Source organism: Kribbella sp. NPDC104218 (assembly GCF_055584105.1).
In genome coordinates, this window is sequence record NZ_JBVJMQ010000003.1 from 872,637 (window position 1) to 889,771 (window position 17,135).

Here is a 17,135-nt window from a genome sequence, read left to right on the forward strand (position 1 = left end):
TGCCATCACAGCGTCGTTGGGTCACTACGCCTCGTGGTTGCCTGTCTTGGCAGGTATGAAAACCTCGAGAATGCGGGCTTTGAGCGCCCTACTGGTAACAGCAGTCTCCGTCATCAGCTCGATCACTTTCGCACCGACGGCAACAGCAGGCCCGGCCCAGACCTTCTACTGGCGCGAACACACCGTACAGATCGAAAACCAGCCCGGCGGCGGTGGAGGCAGCTGGGCATATGTGAAGAACGGCGGCCGCGGCGGCATCGAGCTGAGCGTCGACTTCTCCGACGGCTCCTTCAACGATTCCGGCAGAATCGCGCCCATGACCGAGCGGCCCTTCAACTACCGTCCGGACACGATCACGGGCTTCTACATCTGCGAGACGTCTTACAACCGACGCTGCTCGCATTACATCCTGATTCGCTAGCCGCTGACTCGCCCCCGGTCGGGCCGCCGAGACGTGTGGCTGCCGTCACCAGGTCAACGAGTCACTACGCCTCGTGGTTGCCTGTCTTGACAGGTATGAAAACCTCGAGAATGCGGGCTTTGAGCGCCCTACTGGTTGCAGCGGTCTCCCTCCTGAGCACAGTCACATTCGCACCGACGGCAACAGCCGGCCCTGTCCGTTTCTTTCACTGGCGCGAGCACACACTGCAGGTCGACAACGAGCCCGGCACCGGGGGCAGTTGGGTCTATGTCGTCAACGGCGGTCGCGGCGGTATCCGGCTCGAGGTGACGTTCTCGGACGGCCCCAAAGACCGAACCAAGAGAATCCCGCCCAAGAGCCAGCGGGCTTTCAACTACACGCAGGACACCATCACCAGTGTGACCATCTGCGAGACGAACTATTTCGGCGGCTGCTCGCCGTATTTCCCAGTCCGGTAACAACCCACGACCAGTAGTTCACGATCAGTCCGGCCTGAGGTCTGTCACCGGGACGTCGTACTCCGTGCGCAGTCGCGCGGCGACGAGTGATCGGTGGCAGGCCTCTGGGTCGCGCTCGACGCAGAACAGCGCGGTGCGGACGTCGGTGCGCAGCTGGTCGACGTCGTACGGGTCGAGGATCTCTCGGGTGTAGCGCTCGCGGTACGCCGGGGCTAGCGCTACCCGACTGCGTTTGCCGACGCCTTCGCGGTCGTCCTCGCGGTACTGGAGGTGTCGTAGTTCGGTTGTCGGCGCCAGCTCGCGGAGGTGCCGGTAGGCGATGCCGGCGGTGGCGAGGGCTTGTTGAAGTCGGGCGGAGTTCGCCCAGGCGTACTCCGGTCCGCGGAGGCCCCGGCGTTGCCGCAGGTCCAGGAGCAGGCCGACGTGGGCTTGGGTGAGTTTCTCGACGAGGCGTCGACGGTGAAGCCGAAGACGCCGATCGTGACCATCATGCGACCGCTGTTCCCTCGAGTTCGACCAGCAATGCGGGGACGGCGAGGCTGCTGACGCCAAGCATGGTCGTGGCCGGCGCGACCCCGGCAGCGCCGAGCCGGGCGGCCAGGACACCGTAGTGCTGGAAGGTTCGGGGGACGTCGGTCGTGTAGACGTTGAGCCGGACGAGGTTGGCCAGCGTCATACCGGCCTCGGTGAGGACGGCCTCCAGGTTGTCGAGTGCCAGGGCCAGTTGGGCGGCCATGTCGCCGTCGTGCTCGGCGCCGCCGTCGGCGTTCATGGCCGTCTGGCCGGAGACGTACAGGGTTCGGGTGTGCCCGGACACCAGCTCGGCCTGGTTGAATCCCAGTTTGGCCGACCATGCCCACGGGTTGATCGCCGTTCGTTCCACTGCCACTTCAGCTCCGTTCGGTTCGGATTGTCGGAGCCCAGCCTGCCGAGCAATCACGACACCCTGTGTCGTGTATTCCGGTACGGTTTTCGGATGCGTGCCGATCGGTTGGTGTCGCTCGTCCTGCTGCTGCGCCAGCGCGGCCAGCTGTCCGCGGAGACGCTCGCGCGCGAGCTTGAGGTGTCGACGCGGACGGTGCTGCGTGACATCGAGGCGTTGTCCGCGGCCGGCGTACCGGTGTACGCCGAGCGCGGGCGGCATGGCGGTTTCGCGCTGCTGCCCGGGTTCCGCACGGAGCTGACCGGGCTCAACCATGAGGAGGCGCTTGCGCTCCTGGTCGCCGGTTCGCGCCGGGGAGCGCAGGCGTTCGGCCTCGGCTCAGCGCTGGCGTCCGCGATGCTCAAGGTCGTCGATGCGCTGCCTGAGAGTCAGCGTGACACCGCGGCGGATGTCGCCGAGCGGCTACTGATCGACCCGGAGACCGACCTGCTGTCGCGCCGCCAGGTCCCCGACGAGGTGCCGGAGGACGTCGTCGCCGAAGTCCGCCGCGCTGTCTTCGCGGGTCGCAAACTCCGCATCCGGTACGAGCCCATCGACCAGCCGGCCGACTGGCGCACCGTCGACCCGATCGGTCTGGTCACCGTCCGGGACCAGGGCTACCTGCTGGCGACGAAGTCCGGCGAGGACCGCACGTACCGCCTCTCCCGAATCCACGCCGCCGAGCAGCTCCCCGAGCCAGCCGATCGTCCGGCGTCCGTCGATCTCGACCAAGCCTGGCAGGACCGCAGCACCCGCTTCCGCACCAGCGGCCCCCAAGTCGCCGTCGAAGCCCGAGTCCACCCCGACCACCGCGAACCCCTCGCGGCCACCGCCCTCACCATCCACACCGAGTCCACCGACCCCGACGGCTGGCTCCGCCTCCACCTGACCTTCCAAGACGCCCGCCACGCCACCTGGGCCCTCTGGCAACAAGCCACCACCGCCGAAGCCCTCTCCCCCACCTGGCTCCGCCAAACCCTCCAAACCAAAGCCGCCACCCTAGCCACCCAGTACGCCGAAAACCCCGTGCACCGCACCGACGAACCCTGAGACCATCAACCGATGGGGGCACTAGACGGCGTGGCGCAGCGAGTCTCAGCAGGCGCGACAGTCACCTTCCGACCCACCGGATCCTCGATGGTGCCGCTCATCCGCAGCCGCCAACAGGTCGTAGTAGCCCCCGTCGACCCCGCCAAACTCGAAGTCGGTGACATCGTTCTCGCCCGCGTCGCCGGCACGACCTACCTACACCTGGTCTCCGCCCTGGACCCCGCCAACCACCGCGTCCAGATCAGCAACAACCGCGGCCGCATCAACGGCTGGACAACCCACAACCGCATCTACGGCATCTGCCTCACAGTCGACGGCACCCCGCGCCCAAAGGCTGCTCCCAAAGCGCGCACCTGATTCTCACCGCTCGACAAGGTCGAGCTGACGGCGGACGACGGCCGCCGCGGGGTGGTCTATGTCAATGCGCGCAAGTACGTCGTACAGAGCGGGAAGTTCGGGTTCGGCGTCGAGGAGGGCAGCCAGGTCGCGGGCCGTGGAGAGATTGCCCCGAGCCAGGTACTTCGCTGCCAACGGCAACATGGCGAGGGTGAAGGTGGTCGGGTCGACGGGTGGCCCGGGCGCACCGCGGCCGATCTGGTCGAGTGTGGCCGAGAGATCAAGCTCTCCTGGGACGCCGAACCCCGACAGCAGGCGCGCCTCGCGTGGGATGGGCGCGGTCGCCGGCCACCGGTACCAGTCGACCCAGAGCGGCAGGCTGTCCACCTCGTACATCGCGCCGAGATATCCGCCGCCGGCAGGGCCGTTCGACGGCATGTCCAGCGTGAGGATGGCGTTGTCGAGCAGCGGCTCGCCTTCGACGAGCAGGAGGTCGATGTCACTCCAGCTGTCGGCTGTTCCGGTCGCGAACGAGCCGACGAGCCAGACGGCGTCGGCGTTCAGGCGTGGAAGGACGGCCGCCAGCCATGGCAGTTGGGTGGCGGCCATCGATCGGGTTACGGCTTTTTGGCTACGCCTACCCAGAGGCTGCAGCTGACGTCGGTGAAGGTTTCGTTGTCGACGAGGGCTTGGGTTTCGTCGTCGGGGTGCCAGCGGTAGGGGACCTCGACGCCGGGGTCGACGAGTTCGAGGCCGGCGAAGAAGCGCTCGATCTCGGCGCGGCTGCGGACCTGGGCGTCGCCGCCGTCGGCCTTGTAGACCTGGATCGCCTGCTCCCACATCTCGGGGGCGAAGTCCGGGGTGCAGTGCGAGAAGATCAGGAACGAGCCGGGGGCGAGCGCGTCGACCAGCTGCTGGAGCAGCTCGTAGGGCTTGGCGTCGTCGGGCAGGTAGTGGAAGACGCCGACGATGCTCAGTGCGACCGGCTTGGTCAGGTCGAGGACCGAGCCGACCTCGTCGGAGTCCAGGATCGCTTGCGGGTCGGTGATGTCGGCCTCGATGTAGGCCGTCTCGCCGCTCTCGGTGCTGACCAGGAGCGCGCGCGAGTGCGCGAGCACGATCGGGTCGTTGTCGACGTACACGACGTGGGCCGCGGGCAGGACCGCCTGGACCACCTCGTGCAGGTTCGGGCTGGTGGGGATCCCGGTGCCGATGTCGAGGAACTGGGTCACGCCCTGCTCCGCGACGTACCGGGCGGCCCGGTGCATCCACATCCGGTTCGACTGCGCGGCGGTGCGGAAACCGGGGAAGGCCTCCAGTAGTTTCTCGGCCACCGCGCGGTCGGGCGCGAAGTTCGTCTTACCGCCAAGGAAGTAGTCGTACACCCGCGCGCTGTGCGGCACGCCCAGGTTCAGTCGATCCGCGATGGAGGTCGCGGTCTCGTCGTTCTGCTCGCTCATGAAACTCCTCGACGCTGTGCCCCGTCCGGCTAGATCCGTATCGTAGCCGTCACCCCGCTCCCTGTGACCGCCTCCCCCGCCGCGGGTCGCCGAGCGGCGCCGATGATCGAAAGTGATCGGATTGCGGATCAGGGGTTGGAATGCGCTCTCCGGGGCTTTAGTGTCTGATTCCCGGCTCTGCTGGGGTCGGGAATCGAGACGGCGCCCCCCGCCACGATCGCGAGGAGAAAATGATGGTGGAAAACGACGGCCGGATTGGCTGGGTTGTACCTGATTTCACCGAGTTCGAGACACCTACGGAGGTCACCGGCTACGCCGGCCGCCTCGGGTGAGTTTCGCCTGAAACCCGTGTGACGACACGCTGATCGGGCCGCCGCCCCAGCTCGATCATCTTCCTGCCCGGGCCCCGCGGCCGTGTGCCGCCGGGCCGGGCGGGCCCACGGTCATGCGGTGCGTATTCCCCTGAGTTCCATCCCGTGGGCGGCGTGTGGAAGGTGTTCCATTACCGTCGTTGGACTCGGAGGATTTATGCAGCCGATGGGTGCGGGTGAATTCGTCGACGCGTTGCGCGGCCTTTCGCATCGGTACTGGGGAACGCATCCGTTCCACCAGCGGATGCACGCCGGCGAGTTGTCGCAGCCCGAGTTGCAGGTGTGGGCGGCCAACCGCTGGTACTACCAGAGCGCGATCCCGCGCAAGGATGCCGCGATCATCAGCAACTGCCCGCTGCCCGACGTCCGCCGCCAGTGGCTGCCCCGGATCGTCTACCACGACGGCGCCGTCCCCGGTGAAGGCGGGATGGAGCGCTGGCTGCGGTTGTGCGAAGCCGTCGGACTGACGCGGGACGAGGTGCTGGACGAGCGGCATGTCGCGCCGGCGGCCCGGTTCGCCGTTGACGCGTACGTCGAGTTCGCGCGCTCCAAGCCGTGGGTGATCGCGGTCGCGTCCGGGCTGACCGAGATGTTCTCCGGGCATCTGATGAAGGCGCGGGTGGCTGACATGCTCGCGCAGTACGACTGGATCCGTCGCGAGGATCTCGCCTACTTCACGAACCGGATCGACGCGGTCTCCGGGGAAGGGCAGGCGACGCTCGACCTCGTCGTCACGCACTGCCGGAGCCGGGCCGAACAGGACGACGCGATCGCGGCCCTCTCGTTCAAGTGCGACGTGCTGTGGTCATTGCTCGACGCCATCGATCTCGCCGCGAGTAAGCGATGAGTACGCCGGAGCCGGAGGCTCGCCCGGTGCTGCGGCGTGGTGTCCGGCTGAGCTACGACTCCGTGCGCTCGGCCTGGGTCGTGCTGCATCCCGAGGGCGTGTTGATGCCGAACGCAACGGCGACGGCCGTCCTCGAGCTGTGCGACGGAGAGCGCTCTCTGGCCGAGATCGCGAAGCTCCTCGGTGACACGTACGCCGGCGTCCGCCCCGAGCAGATCCGCGCGCTCCTCGACCGCCTCGCCGACAAGCAGGTCATCCAATGGAGCTGACCGAGAACAAGTACGGCGCCGCTCCCCCGCTCAGCCTGACCGCCGAGGTCACCCACCGCTGCCCGTTGCACTGCCCGTATTGCTCCAACCCGCTCGAGCTGCTCGGCCGCGCGGACGAGCTGAGTACCGACGACTGGCGCGACGTCCTCACCCAGGCGCGCGAGCTCGGCGTCCTGCAGGTGCACTTCTCCGGCGGCGAGCCGCTTGGACGCCGCGATCTGGCCGAGCTGATCGCGCACACCGCTGGCCTCGGCTCGTACATCAATCTCGTCACCAGCGGCCTCGGCCTGACCGAGCGACGTCTGGAGAGCTTGGTGGACGCCGGGCTCAACCACGTGCAGCTCTCCGTCCAGGGCGCTGATGCCGCCGTCGGCGACCTGATCGCGGGCGCCCGCGCGCATCAGCACAAGATCACCGCCGCCGAGCTGGTACGCCGTACCGGGCTCCCGTTGAGTGTGAATGTCGTGCTGCATCGCGCCAACCACGACCAGCTCGCGCAGCTGATCACGTTCGCCGAGGAGCTCGGCGCGGATCGGCTGGAGCTGGCCAACACGCAGTACTACGGCTGGGCGCTCAAGAACCGCTCGCAGCTGATGCCGACACCGGAGCAGCTGGCCGCGGCCGAGCCGATCGTTGACGAGGCGATGCGCCGGCTCAAGGGCCGGATGCAGATCGTGTATGTGATCGCCGACTACCCGGAGAAGTACCCGAAGCCGTGTACCTACGGCTGGGGTGCGCGGCAGATCACGGTTGCGCCGGACGGGAAGGTGCTGCCGTGCCCGGCCGCCGCGTCGATCAAGACGCTGCAGCTGGAGAACGTTCGAGAGCGCTCTCTGGCCGCGATCTGGTACGACTCGGGCGCGTTCAACGCCTACCGCGGGCAGGACTGGATGAGCGACACCTGCCGCACCTGCGACCGTCGCGAGCTGGACTTCGGCGGCTGCCGATGTCAGGCGTTCCTGCTGACCGGGGACGCCGCCGCGACTGATCCGGTCTGCCATCGATCGCCGGACCGCGGGGTCGTCGATCTGATCCTGGCCGAGCCGCGCCGGAGCGGTTTCGTGATGAGGAGTCCGCAGTGAAGGTGATCGTGCTCGGGACCGCCGCGGGCGGTGGGTTCCCGCAATGGAACTGCGCCTGCCCGACCTGCGCCGACCCCATGCTGCCGGCCCGCACGCAGGACGGTCTCGCGATCAGTGCCGACGGCAACAACTGGTACTTGGTGAACGCCTCACCCGATCTCCGCGCCCAGATCCTCGCCACGCCCGAGCTGCGGGCCGGCCCCGGTCTGCGGGAGACACCGATCCGCGGCGTCCTGCTCACCGACGCCGAGCTGGATCACACCCTCGGCCTGCTGCTCCTGCGGGAGGCCGAGGCCCTCGACGTGTACGCGCCGCCCGCCGTCCTGACCGCGCTCGGCCGTTTCCGGGACATCACCGACCGGTACCACGCCTGGTCGTGGTACCCGGTGCCCGACAAACTCGACGGCATCGCGATCAGCACGCTTGCTGTCAGCAACAAACGACCCCGGTACGCCGATGAGCCCGCACCCGGCCCGTGGGTCGTCGCGTACCGCTTCGAGCACAACGGCCAGGCGCTCGTCTACGCGCCCTGTCTCGCCGATCTCCCCGACGGGTTCGAGCAGTTCGCGGCCGGCGCGTCGTACGTCGTCCTGGACGGCACGTTCCACAGCGCCGACGAGATGCCCGGTCAGACCGTGATGGGCCACCTCCCGGTCGCGACGACGATCGAGCGGCTCGACCGGCCGCTCGTCTTCACACACCTGAACAACACGAACCCGCTCGTCGACCCGAACTCTCCGGAGCGGGCCGAGCTGACGGCCCGCGGCCACGACGTACCCGAGGACGGCGTCCGGTGGGATCTCAGCTGACTCCGTGATCGGCGAGGAGCCGGGCCAGGACGTCGTACCCCTGCGTGAAGTCCCACTGCTCGGCGGGCATCCCGGCCGACCGGGCGCCCTCGACGTTGCGGGCCCGGTCGTCGATGAACAGGATCGAGTCGGCCGGCGCTCCGATCCGTTCGGCTGCCCGGGTGAAGAACAGCGGGTCGGGCTTCGCGACCCCGAGCTCGTGCGAGTAACAGCTCACGTCGAACAGCTCGTCGTACCCGAGCACCGTCCGCATGTGACCGCCCCGCCGGTGCTCCTGGTTCGTGCCCAGATGGACGCCGTACCCGTTGCGCCGGAGCGCGTGGACGACCTCGATCGACTCCTCGATGACCACGATCCGTTTCCAGACGGCGTCGTACACCTCGTCGGCGGGAGTCTGGGCGCCGTACTTGCGCAGGCCGGCCGCCAGGACGGGGAGGTAGTCGCCGGAGCCGGCGAGCATCGGCAGCTCGGCCTTCCAGGTCTCGTGCAGGAACTCGCGGGCGTGCGCGCCGACGTACGGCTCGACCGCCGCGTACCAGCCGCCGGGCAGATCCTGCAGTACTCCGTCGGCGTCCAAGAGCAGATGGCGAATCACCCGGCCGATGATATTCAGGTGCCGGGGCGATGGGGCCGTGCCTAGGGTGAGGCCATGGGTATTCGGTTCGAGACGTTGACCTATGCGGCGCAGGATCCGGCGGGGCTGGCGCGGTTCTGGGCCGGGGTGCTCGGGTTCGCGGCGGACGGCGTCGTGCTGACTCCGGCTGATGAGGCGTACCGGATCCGGTTCGTCCAGAGCGATCTGCCGAAGCTCGGTCCGAATCAGATGCACTTCGATGTGACGAGTATGTCGCCGGCCGACCAGGAGCGGATGGTCGCCCGGGCGCTGGAGCTGGGCGGGCGGCACCTCGACATCGGGCAGTCGCCGGACGAGCCGCATGTCGTCCTGGCCGACCCCGAGGGCAACGAGTTCTGCGTGATCGAGCCGACGAACAACTTCCTCGCCGGGATCCGCGGCATCGGCGCCCTGTCGTCGGACGGCAGCCAGGCCGTCGGCTACTTCTGGAGCAAGGCCCTCGACTGGCCGCTGGTCTGGGACCAGGACGAGGAGACCGCCATCCAGTCCCCCAGCGGCGGGACCAAGATCGCCTGGGGCGGCCCGCCGGTCGCGGCCAAACTTGGCCCGAACCGCCTCCGGCTGGAGGTACGCGCGGACGACGCTCAGGACGTCGAGCGGCTGGTCGCCCTCGGCGCGACCGTGCTCGAGGACGGCGTCCTGGCGGACCCGGACGGGAACGAGTTCGGTCTGTTGATGCGATGAGCCCGCGCTTCGTCGTCCTTGACGCGATGGGAGTGCTGTACCGGCGGGGCAACGTCGTCCGGGACGTGCTGATCCCGTACCTGCGGGACCACGGCTGTCCGCGCGCCGAGGCCGACATCCGTGATGCGTACCGCCGCTGCACGCTTAGCGAGATCTCGACGAGCGAGCTCTGGACGTTGCTCGGCGTACCAGCTGATGACGCCGGCTACTGCCTACGGCACGAGCTGACGCCTGGTGCGCCCGAGCTGCTGAGCGGTCTCCGGTCTGCCGGGATCACGCCGCTGGTGCTGACCAATGATGCGGCGCCTTGGTCGGAGCGGCTGCGGCGGCGGTTCGGTCTGGATGGTGATGTCGAGCGCTGGTACGTGAGCTCGGAGCTCGGCGCTCGCAAACCGGCGCCGGCCGCGTACGACGCCGTCCTGCGGCACCCGGGTCTGGAGCCGGGGCGGACGATGTTCGTCGACGATCGGCCGACGAACCTGCTCGCCGCTCGGGCGGCCGGGTTCACACCGGTGCTGTTCCACAGTGACGACAGCGATGCGAACGCCCAGGCCGGTTTCGAGCCGGCGACCGTGTACACGATGCCGGAGTTGCTCGCTTGGCTCAGTTCTTCGGCGAGATGAGCTGGACGAGGTTGCCGCAGGTGTCGTCGAAGACGGCCATCAGGTTCGCGCCGATGTCGGTGGGCGGCTGGGTGAACTCGACGCCGCGAGCCGTCAGGCGCACGTGCTCGGCGCTGACGTCGTCCACCTCGAACTGCACCAGCGGGATGCCGTCCTCGATGAGCGCGTCGCGGTACGGCTTCACGGCCGGGTGACCCGACGGCTCGAGCAGCAGCTCCGGCCCGTCCGGCCGCTCGGGCGACACAACCGTCAGCCAGGACGCGTCACCGACCGGTACGTCGTGCTTCAGCACGAAGCCGAGCACGTCGGTGTAGAAGGCCAGCGCCTTGCGCTGATCGTCGACGAACACGCTGACCAGGTTGATCCTCATCGTTGTTTCCTCTCGTCAAGGGGCCACCGCCGCGCAATCTCCGCCAGCGGCTCCGGGTTGAAATAGTGGAACTTCGACCGGCCGCGCTTCTCCGTCACGACCAGCCCGGCCGCCTCCAGCACGCCCAGATGCTGCGAGATCGCCTGCCGCGTCAGCCCGGTCCCGTGCCGCGTCGCGAGCACCGAGCAGATCTCGAACAACGTCTGCCCGTCCCGCGCCGCCAGCTCGTCCAGAATGACCCGCCGCGTCTCGTCGTCCAGCGCCCGATAAACCGTCACCACATCCCCGACTATAGGCAAGCCCCCACTTGCCTATCAACCCCGCACCACCAACGACAGGAGGTACACCCCCAAACCACCCCAATCCCACCGCCCCCAGGCGGCCACCTGCGTCTACGTAGACAACTACCTCCTGTCGTTAAGGTCGCCCTATGGATGTGACGCTGCTGGCCAAGGCGACGGCGGAGTTCGAGCGGGTCGTCCACGCCTATCCCGCCGACAGCTGGGAGCGGGCCACGCCGTGCGAGGTGAACGCCCGGGAGCTCGTCGAGCACGTCGTCGAGGGGAACCGCTTCGCGGTCGCGGTCCTCGGTGGTGCCAGCGCGGCGGAGGCGTGGGAAGCCGTCCGTGGGACGACGGCGACGGATGAGGCGGCTCGTGACCAGGTGGAGGCGTTTCGCGCGGCGCGGGCGGACCAGGTCGTGCACCATCCTGGCGGCGACATCTCGGCGGAAGCATTCCTCAGGTACCGGCTGGTCGACCTGGTCGTTCACGCCTGGGACCTGTTGCACACGGCAGGCCTGGACGAGACGCTCGACCCAGAGGTGACCGACGAACTCTGGGCGCTGGTCGAGCCGCATCTTGGCGAGATGCTTGCTTTTGGGGCGTATGGGGATGGGCCTCGTGGTCTATCGCGAGATGGTGGGCAGGGGCGGCTTTTGGGGGCGTTTGGCCGGTCGGCGTGATGGAATCGCGCGCGTGGGCATTCTGGTGTTGCTGTTGGTGGTGTTGGTGGGTGTTGCTGTTTGGGGGCTGGTGCCGGCGATTGTCGGGCTGATCAAGCGCGACGTGCGGATGGTTGCGCGGGGGTTGGCGCGGCTTTGCGGGGCGGTGGCTGTGGTCGGGTATGCGTATGGGCTGCTGATGGTTCAGCTGGAGGTGAGCGAGTCGTCGAGCGGAGCCGGGGCTTGGCCGCCGCAGTCGTGCCAGAAGGTCGGGCCGATGTTCGCCGAGCGGGTCGTCGAGCACAAGACCGGTTACCTGCCGCCGCGCTTCGACTGCGTTCTGGACGACGGGACGTCGTACTCGGGCGAGGTCGTGCCCGATGGGCTGATGACGGTCGTGCTGATCACCGGCGTCGCGGCGATCGGGCTGACGGTCGCCGCGCGGTACGGCAAGGGCCGGGCCGTCCGTAGTGAGCGACCCGACCCGAGCCCGCTGGCTACTTGACGTACTCGGCCAGGTGCTTGCCGGTGAGCGTCTTCGGGGACTTGATCAGCTTCGCGGGCGTGCCCTCGAAGACGACCTTGCCGCCGTCGTGACCGGCGCCGGGGCCGAGGTCGATGATCCAGTCCGCGTGCGCCATCACCGCTTGGTGGTGCTCGATGACGATCACTGATTTGCCGGAGTCGACGAGACGGTCGAGCAGCCCGAGCAGGTTGTCGACGTCCGCCAGGTGCAGACCCGTGGTCGGCTCGTCGAGGATGTAGACGTCGCCCTTGTCGGCCATCTGCGTCGCCAGCTTCAGCCGCTGCCGCTCGCCACCGGACAGCGTCGTCAGCGGCTGACCCAGCTTCAGGTACCCGAGCCCGACATCCGCGAGCCGCTCCAGGATCTTGTGCGCCGCGGGCGTCTTGGCTTCACCGTCGGCGAAGTACTCGACCGCCTCGGTCACCGGCATCGCCAGCACCTCCGCGATGTTCTTCCTGCCCAGCGTGTACTCCAGCACCGACGCCTGGAACCGCCTCCCCTCGCACTCCTCGCAGGGCGCCTCGACCGTCGCCATCACGCCCAGCTCGGTGTAGATGACACCAGCGCCGTTACACGCCGGGCAGGCGCCCTCGGAGTTCGCGCTGAACAGCGCAGGCTTCACCCCGTTCTGCTTCGCGAACGCCTTCCGGATCGGCTCCAGCATCCCCGTGTACGTCGCCGGGTTGCTCCGCCGCGACCCGCGGATCGGGCTCTGGTCGACCGTGACCACACCGTCTCGCGACGCGATCGACCCGTGGATCAGCGAGCTCTTCCCCGAGCCGGCCACCCCCGTCACGACCACGAGCACGCCGAGCGGGACGTCGACGTCCACATTGCGCAGGTTGTGCGTGTCGGCGCCCCGGACCTCCAGGACGCCGTTCGCCGTCCGCAGCTCGGTCTTCAGCGCGGCCCGGTCGTCCAGATGCCGCCCGGTGAGCGTTCCGCTGGTGCGGAGCTTGTCGACCGTGCCCTCGAAGACGACCTCACCGCCGTCGCTGCCGGCGCCCGGGCCGAGGTCGACGACGTGGTCGGCGATCGCGATCGCCTCCGGTTTGTGCTCGACGACGAGCACGGTGTTGCCCTTGTCGCGCAGCTGGACGAGCAGCTCGTTCATCCGCTGGATGTCGTGCGGGTGCAGACCGATGGTCGGCTCGTCGAAGACGTACGTGACGTCGGTCAGCGACGACCCGAGATGCCGGATCATCTTCGTCCGCTGCGCCTCGCCGCCGGACAGCGTGCCGGCCGGGCGGTCCAGCGACAGGTAGCCCAGGCCGATCGAGACGAACGAGTCGAGGGTGTCCGCGAGGGCCTCGAGCAGCGGCGCCACCGACGGCGCCTTCAGCTTACGGATCCAGTCGGCCAGGTCGCTGATCTGCATCGAGCACAGGTCGGCGATGTTCTTGCCGTTGATCTTGGAGGCCAGCGCCTCCTGGCTGAGCCGGGTGCCGCCGCACTCCGGGCAGGTGGTGAACGTGACCGCCCGCTCCACGAACGCGCGGATGTGCGGCTGCATCGCGTCGACGTCCTTGCTCAGGAACGACTTCTGGATCTGCGGGATGATGCCCGAGTAGGTCAGGTTGATGCCCTCGACCTTGATCTTGGTCGGCTCCCGGTGGAGCAGGTCGTGCAGCTCCTTCTTGGTGAACTTCTTGATCGGCTTGTCCGGGTCGAAGTAGCCGCAGCCGCGGTAGATCCGCCCGTACCAGCCCTCCATCGAGTACCCCGGGATGGTCAGCGCGCCCTCGTTCAGCGACTTGGAGTCGTCGTACAGGGCGGTCAGGTCGAAGTCGGTGACCGCGCCCATCCCCTCGCAGCGGGGGCACATGCCGCCGGCGTACACCTGCTTGACGACGACCTTCTTCTCGCCCGCGCCCTTGTCGGTGGTCATCGAGCCGGACGCCGTCCGCTTCGGGACGTTGAACGAGTACGCCGTCGGCGGGCCCGCGTGCGGCTCGGCGAGCCGGCTGTAGAGGATCCGCAGCATCGCGTTCGCGTCGGTCGCCGTGCCGACCGTGGAGCGCGGGTTGGAGCCCATCCGCTCCTGGTCGACGATGATCGCCGTGGTCAGCCCGTCCAGGACGTCGACCTCCGGGCGGGCCAGGTTCGGCATGAAGCCCTGGACGAACGCGCTGTAGGTCTCGTTGATCAGCCGCTGCGACTCGGCCGCGATCGTGCTGAACACCAGCGAGCTCTTGCCCGAGCCGGACACCCCGGTGAAGGCGGTCAGCCGGCGCTTCGGGATGTCGACGCTGATGTCCTTCAGGTTGTTCTCGCGGGCGCCGACGACCCGGATCAGATCGTGGCTGTCGGCAACATGCTCGGTCATTCGGGGTTCTCCAGGGTGTCCAGGCGCGGCAGGGGTCAGGGCAGGCTGGTCAGACGATTTGGTTGATCCGGACGTGGTTGCCGGCCGGGTCGCGGAACGCGCAGTCGCGGACGCCGTACGGCTGGTCGGTCGGCTCCTGGATCACCTCGCCGCCGCCGGCCACGGCCTTCTCGAAGGTCGCGTCGAGATCCTTGCTGGCCAGCACCACGGTCGCGAAGGTGCCCTTGGCCATCATCTCGCGGATCATCTGCTGCTCGGCCTCGGTGATCCCGGGGTCGGCGAACGGCGGGTGCAGCACGATCGAGGTGTCCGGCTGGCCGGCCGGGCCGATCGTGACCCAGCGCATCGCGCCGCCGCCGACGTCGTTGCGGACCTCGAAGTCGAGCAGGTCGCGGTAGAACGCGATCGACTCGTCGGGGTCGTTGTGCGGAAGGAAACTGTGGACGATCTTGAGCTCGGTCATGGCAATCACAGTAGGTGCGTCGCGGCCTGGGGTGCTTCTTGATTCCTGATCGGTCTGGTCACGCGTTTGGCAACACACGCCGGCAGCCCCGCGGCGGCCTGGCTGACCTGCTCCTTGTACGCGCTCGGCGACATCCCGACCAGCTCGCTGAAGCGGGTGCTGAAGGTGCCGAGCGAGGAGCCGCCGACCGCGAAGCAGACCTCCGTCACGCTCAGCTCACCGTGCCGCAGCAGGGCCATCGCCCGCTCGACCCGCCGCGTCATCAGGTAGCTGTACGGCGACTCGCCGTACGCGCGCCGGAACTCACGGCTCAGGTGGCCCGACGACATGTTCGCGCCGCGGGCGAGCGCGTCGACGTCCAGCGGCTGCGCGAACTCGCGGTCGATCCGGTCCCGCACCCGGCGCAGCCGGGCCAGGTCCGCCAGCCGCTGCTCGTCCGCTGATTTCCCCGCCATACCCATGATCCTGTCACGAGCCCCGGACCTTTCCCAGTATCCGTTCTGACAGGGTGGGTGCCATGGGCCTCCAGGAACTGCGATTTCGCGCGACGCACCTCCCCGCCGTCCTGAACGGCAGCAAGCGGATCACCATGCGCTTCCAGGACCCTGTCGAGGTCGGCCCGGCGACGCTCGTCTTCGAGTCCACGCCCGAGGTCCGGCTGCCTGGGCGGATCACCTCGGCGGTGGCGAAGACCGTCACGACCGTGGGGGACGCCGAGGCGCGCGAAGACGGCTTCCCGGACGCTGCGGGCGTGCTGGGTGGCCTGCGCGACTACTACCCCGAGCTGACCGCGGACGACGAGCTGCTGATCGTCCGCTTCGACGTCGACGAGGTCGCCCACCCGCAGCGCATGCACACCGCGCTGGACGCCGAGGACGCGCGGGCGCTCGCAGAGTTCTACCGGCAGCTCATGGGCCTGCAGTACCGCCCTGGTGACGAACCGCCGACAGATGGGACGCCGGACGACGCCGACTGGCTCGTCCTGGTCGATACGGCTGGACGGCGGCAGCTCGCCGTCCAGCGCACCGACGTCCTGCCGCGGTCGACCTGGCCGTCGACGGAGATTCCGATGCAGATGCACCTCGACTTCGCCGTCCCGACAGCTGAGGCGCTGGAGCTGCACCGGGAGTACGCCGTCCAGCTGGGCGCGCAGGTGTTGCTGGACCGGACGCAGGTAGAGTCCGAGCCCTTGTATGTGCTGGCCGATCCGGCCGGGCATCCGTTCTGTCTACTCGTGGGGGCACCGTGAGCAAGGAAACCGGATACGCAGACGTCAACGGCCTGCGGATGTACTACGAGCTGCACGGCTCAGGCGGCACACCGCTGCTGTTGCTGCACGGCGGCCTGTTCAACATCGACCTCCAGTTCGGCGCGCTGCTGCCCGGGCTGGCCGAAGGCCGTCGCGTCATCGCGACCGACTTCCAGGGCCACGGCTACACCAACGACATCGACCGCCCACTCGGCACCGCCGACCTGACCGCCGACGTCGTCGGGCTGCTGCAGGCGCTCGACGTACCGCAGGTCGACGTCTTCGGCTTCAGCGTCGGCGGCGCCGTCGCGCTCAAACTGGCCGCCGAGCACCCGGAGCTGATCCGCAAGGCCGTCATCTCCTCGGTGTCGTTCCGGCCCGAGGGCGACCGCCCGGAGAACTCCGCCGTCGGCGAGATGAAGGTCGAGATGATCGCCGGGACGCCGATGGAGTCCGACTACCTCGCGAAGTCGCCGCACCCCGACCTCGACCACCTCCAGACCCTCCTCACCAAACTCGGCGCCTACGACCGCGGCGCCGACGGCTGGTCCGACGACGCCATCCGCGCCATCGCCGCCCCCACCCTCCTCACCGTCGGCGACTGCGACGCCGTCACCCTCGAACACGCCGTCCGTTTCCTCCAGCTCCGCGGCGGCGACGTCAACGGCGACTTCGTCGGCGTCCCCACCTCCCAACTAGCCGTCTTCCCCGGCACCACCCACTTCAACGGCCTCGCCCGCACCCCCCTCGTCCTGGAAACCGTAACCACCTTCCTCGACTCCTGACCACGTGCCCGGGCTCGACCTGCCGCACCGGCTGACCGCGTTCACCTGCACGGTCAACGACCACGGCGAGGTGCTGATGGTCCGTCACGAACGCCTCGGCGTCGTCCGCTGGGAACTCCCCGGCGGACACGTCGAACCCGGCGAGCTCGCTCCCGCCGCGGCAGTCCGCGAAACCCGCGAAGAAGCCGGCGCCGTCGTCGTCCCAGGCGACCTCGTCGCGGAATGCCGGCACCGCTGGCGCGGCCGCGGCGTCGACATCCTCTATTACCGCGCCACCCTGCAGTCCGCGGACCTGCGCACCGGCGATCCGCGGATCACCGCTGTCGCTTGGCTCGACCCGGGCACCCTCGACCTCGCCGAGACCTCGCCACTGGCCTGGCCGACCGTCCGCCACGTCGCTGCCGGCAACGAAGGCCACTTGCACCTGACTGCCACCCACCGGCGGACGGCAGGCGGCTGGGAGCCGGTGATCACCGGACGGCGGGTCTGCCGCGGGTAGGGTTCGAG

25 protein-coding genes are annotated in these 17,135 nt (G+C 68.6%); 15 read left to right on the forward strand and 10 right to left on the reverse strand.

What is annotated here, in order from left to right; genetic code table 11:
* The first annotated feature begins 79 nt into the window (after positions 1–79).
* On the forward strand, positions 80–421 hold the full coding sequence (locus tag ACZ6ZD_RS28790) for a hypothetical protein (protein WP_465677046.1): 342 nt from the start codon (positions 80–82) through the stop codon (positions 419–421).
* Between the two features lie 119 nt (positions 422–540).
* Positions 541–879, forward strand: a complete 339-nt coding sequence (locus ACZ6ZD_RS28795) for a hypothetical protein (protein ID WP_465677047.1) — start codon at positions 541–543, stop codon at positions 877–879.
* A gap of 24 nt (positions 880–903) precedes the next feature.
* Here the strand turns inward: ACZ6ZD_RS28795 and ACZ6ZD_RS28800 are convergent, their stop codons facing one another.
* Entirely contained in the window at positions 904–1,431 is a 528-nt protein-coding gene (locus tag ACZ6ZD_RS28800; protein WP_465677048.1) for a DUF488 domain-containing protein, read from the reverse strand.
* Positions 1,367–1,762, reverse strand: a complete 396-nt coding sequence (locus ACZ6ZD_RS28805) for a RidA family protein (RefSeq protein WP_465677481.1) — start codon at positions 1,760–1,762, stop codon at positions 1,367–1,369. Before ACZ6ZD_RS28805 ends, ACZ6ZD_RS28800 begins: the two co-directional genes overlap by 65 nt.
* Before the next feature lie 93 nt (positions 1,763–1,855).
* Between ACZ6ZD_RS28805 and ACZ6ZD_RS28810 the strand changes: the two genes are divergently transcribed.
* A complete protein-coding gene (locus tag ACZ6ZD_RS28810; RefSeq protein ID WP_465677049.1) occupies positions 1,856–2,851 on the forward strand; it encodes a helix-turn-helix transcriptional regulator in 996 nt (331 codons plus the stop codon).
* 87 nt (positions 2,852–2,938) lie between these two features.
* Entirely contained in the window at positions 2,939–3,208 is a 270-nt protein-coding gene (locus tag ACZ6ZD_RS28815) for a hypothetical protein (RefSeq protein WP_465677050.1), read from the forward strand.
* Between the two features lie 3 nt (positions 3,209–3,211).
* On the opposite strand, the gene ACZ6ZD_RS28820 is transcribed toward ACZ6ZD_RS28815, so the two are convergent.
* Positions 3,212–3,796 carry a nucleotidyltransferase domain-containing protein gene (locus ACZ6ZD_RS28820; protein WP_465677051.1) on the reverse strand — a complete coding sequence of 195 codons (585 nt, stop codon included), beginning with the start codon at positions 3,794–3,796 and terminating at the stop codon, positions 3,212–3,214.
* 8 nt (positions 3,797–3,804) lie between these two features.
* Complete coding sequence (locus ACZ6ZD_RS28825; protein WP_465677052.1) at positions 3,805–4,647, reverse strand: SAM-dependent methyltransferase; 843 nt, start codon at positions 4,645–4,647, stop codon at positions 3,805–3,807.
* A 537-nt stretch (positions 4,648–5,184) separates the two neighbouring features.
* Here ACZ6ZD_RS28825 and pqqC point away from each other — a divergent pair.
* From pqqC to pqqB, 4 genes are read left to right on the forward strand one after another with little or no spacing between them, the layout of a single operon-like run.
* Entirely contained in the window at positions 5,185–5,865 is a 681-nt protein-coding gene (pqqC, locus tag ACZ6ZD_RS28830) for a pyrroloquinoline-quinone synthase PqqC (RefSeq protein WP_465677053.1), read from the forward strand.
* Positions 5,862–6,134 (forward strand): pyrroloquinoline quinone biosynthesis peptide chaperone PqqD, encoded by a 273-nt coding sequence (pqqD, locus tag ACZ6ZD_RS28835; protein ID WP_465677054.1) that lies wholly within the window; start codon positions 5,862–5,864, stop codon positions 6,132–6,134. Before pqqC ends, pqqD begins: the two co-directional genes overlap by 4 nt.
* Positions 6,125–7,216, forward strand: coding sequence for a pyrroloquinoline quinone biosynthesis protein PqqE (gene pqqE, locus ACZ6ZD_RS28840; RefSeq protein ID WP_465677055.1), 1,092 nt, complete (start codon positions 6,125–6,127; stop codon positions 7,214–7,216). Before pqqD ends, pqqE begins: the two co-directional genes overlap by 10 nt.
* Positions 7,213–8,025 (forward strand): pyrroloquinoline quinone biosynthesis protein PqqB, encoded by an 813-nt coding sequence (gene pqqB, locus ACZ6ZD_RS28845; protein ID WP_465677056.1) that lies wholly within the window; start codon positions 7,213–7,215, stop codon positions 8,023–8,025. Before pqqE ends, pqqB begins: the two co-directional genes overlap by 4 nt.
* Here the strand turns inward: pqqB and ACZ6ZD_RS28850 are convergent.
* Entirely contained in the window at positions 8,018–8,620 is a 603-nt protein-coding gene (locus ACZ6ZD_RS28850) for an HAD family hydrolase (RefSeq protein ID WP_465677057.1), read from the reverse strand. The genes pqqB and ACZ6ZD_RS28850 overlap by 8 nt on opposite strands.
* 54 nt (positions 8,621–8,674) lie before the next feature.
* Here ACZ6ZD_RS28850 and ACZ6ZD_RS28855 point away from each other — a divergent pair, with 54 nt between their 5' ends.
* Together ACZ6ZD_RS28855 and ACZ6ZD_RS28860 are read left to right on the forward strand one after the other, a co-directional pair.
* Positions 8,675–9,343: a VOC family protein gene (locus tag ACZ6ZD_RS28855; RefSeq protein ID WP_465677058.1), complete on the forward strand. Its 669-nt coding sequence runs from the start codon at positions 8,675–8,677 to the stop codon at positions 9,341–9,343.
* Complete coding sequence (locus tag ACZ6ZD_RS28860; RefSeq protein WP_465677059.1) at positions 9,340–9,966, forward strand: HAD family hydrolase; 627 nt, start codon at positions 9,340–9,342, stop codon at positions 9,964–9,966. Before ACZ6ZD_RS28855 ends, ACZ6ZD_RS28860 begins: the two co-directional genes overlap by 4 nt.
* On the opposite strand, the gene ACZ6ZD_RS28865 is transcribed toward ACZ6ZD_RS28860, so the two are convergent.
* Positions 9,947–10,336: a VOC family protein gene (locus tag ACZ6ZD_RS28865; RefSeq protein ID WP_465677060.1), complete on the reverse strand. Its 390-nt coding sequence runs from the start codon at positions 10,334–10,336 to the stop codon at positions 9,947–9,949. The two genes, ACZ6ZD_RS28860 and ACZ6ZD_RS28865, sit on opposite strands and share 20 nt — an antisense overlap.
* Positions 10,333–10,617 carry an ArsR/SmtB family transcription factor gene (locus ACZ6ZD_RS28870; protein WP_465677061.1) on the reverse strand — a complete coding sequence of 95 codons (285 nt, stop codon included), beginning with the start codon at positions 10,615–10,617 and terminating at the stop codon, positions 10,333–10,335. Before ACZ6ZD_RS28870 ends, ACZ6ZD_RS28865 begins: the two co-directional genes overlap by 4 nt.
* 149 nt (positions 10,618–10,766) lie before the next feature.
* On the opposite strand from ACZ6ZD_RS28870, the gene ACZ6ZD_RS28875 reads away from it, so the two are divergent.
* Positions 10,767–11,300 (forward strand): maleylpyruvate isomerase N-terminal domain-containing protein, encoded by a 534-nt coding sequence (locus ACZ6ZD_RS28875; RefSeq protein WP_465677062.1) that lies wholly within the window; start codon positions 10,767–10,769, stop codon positions 11,298–11,300.
* A 46-nt stretch (positions 11,301–11,346) separates the two neighbouring features.
* The gene (locus tag ACZ6ZD_RS28880) at positions 11,347–11,784 is read left to right on the forward strand and encodes a hypothetical protein (protein ID WP_465677063.1); all 438 of its coding nucleotides are present in this window, start codon (positions 11,347–11,349) and stop codon (positions 11,782–11,784) included.
* Here ACZ6ZD_RS28880 and ACZ6ZD_RS28885 read toward each other — a convergent pair.
* From ACZ6ZD_RS28885 to ACZ6ZD_RS28895, 3 genes are read right to left on the reverse strand one after another with little or no spacing between them, the layout of a single operon-like run.
* Positions 11,777–14,131, reverse strand: coding sequence for an ATP-binding cassette domain-containing protein (locus ACZ6ZD_RS28885; protein ID WP_465677064.1), 2,355 nt, complete (start codon positions 14,129–14,131; stop codon positions 11,777–11,779). The two genes, ACZ6ZD_RS28880 and ACZ6ZD_RS28885, sit on opposite strands and share 8 nt — an antisense overlap.
* A gap of 49 nt (positions 14,132–14,180) precedes the next feature.
* A complete protein-coding gene (locus ACZ6ZD_RS28890; protein WP_465677065.1) occupies positions 14,181–14,594 on the reverse strand; it encodes a VOC family protein in 414 nt (137 codons plus the stop codon).
* Positions 14,595–14,599: 5 nt separating this feature from the next.
* The gene (locus ACZ6ZD_RS28895) at positions 14,600–15,049 is read right to left on the reverse strand and encodes a helix-turn-helix transcriptional regulator (RefSeq protein ID WP_465677066.1); all 450 of its coding nucleotides are present in this window, start codon (positions 15,047–15,049) and stop codon (positions 14,600–14,602) included.
* A gap of 62 nt (positions 15,050–15,111) precedes the next feature.
* Between ACZ6ZD_RS28895 and ACZ6ZD_RS28900 the strand changes: the two genes are divergently transcribed.
* From ACZ6ZD_RS28900 to ACZ6ZD_RS28910, 3 genes are read left to right on the forward strand one after another with little or no spacing between them, the layout of a single operon-like run.
* The gene (locus ACZ6ZD_RS28900; RefSeq protein WP_465677067.1) at positions 15,112–15,843 is read left to right on the forward strand and encodes a VOC family protein; all 732 of its coding nucleotides are present in this window, start codon (positions 15,112–15,114) and stop codon (positions 15,841–15,843) included.
* Positions 15,840–16,628, forward strand: a complete 789-nt coding sequence (locus tag ACZ6ZD_RS28905) for an alpha/beta fold hydrolase (RefSeq protein WP_465677068.1) — start codon at positions 15,840–15,842, stop codon at positions 16,626–16,628. Before ACZ6ZD_RS28900 ends, ACZ6ZD_RS28905 begins: the two co-directional genes overlap by 4 nt.
* Before the next feature lie 4 nt (positions 16,629–16,632).
* On the forward strand, positions 16,633–17,127 hold the full coding sequence (locus ACZ6ZD_RS28910) for an NUDIX hydrolase (RefSeq protein ID WP_465677069.1): 495 nt from the start codon (positions 16,633–16,635) through the stop codon (positions 17,125–17,127).
* Positions 17,128–17,135: the final 8 nt, after the last annotated feature.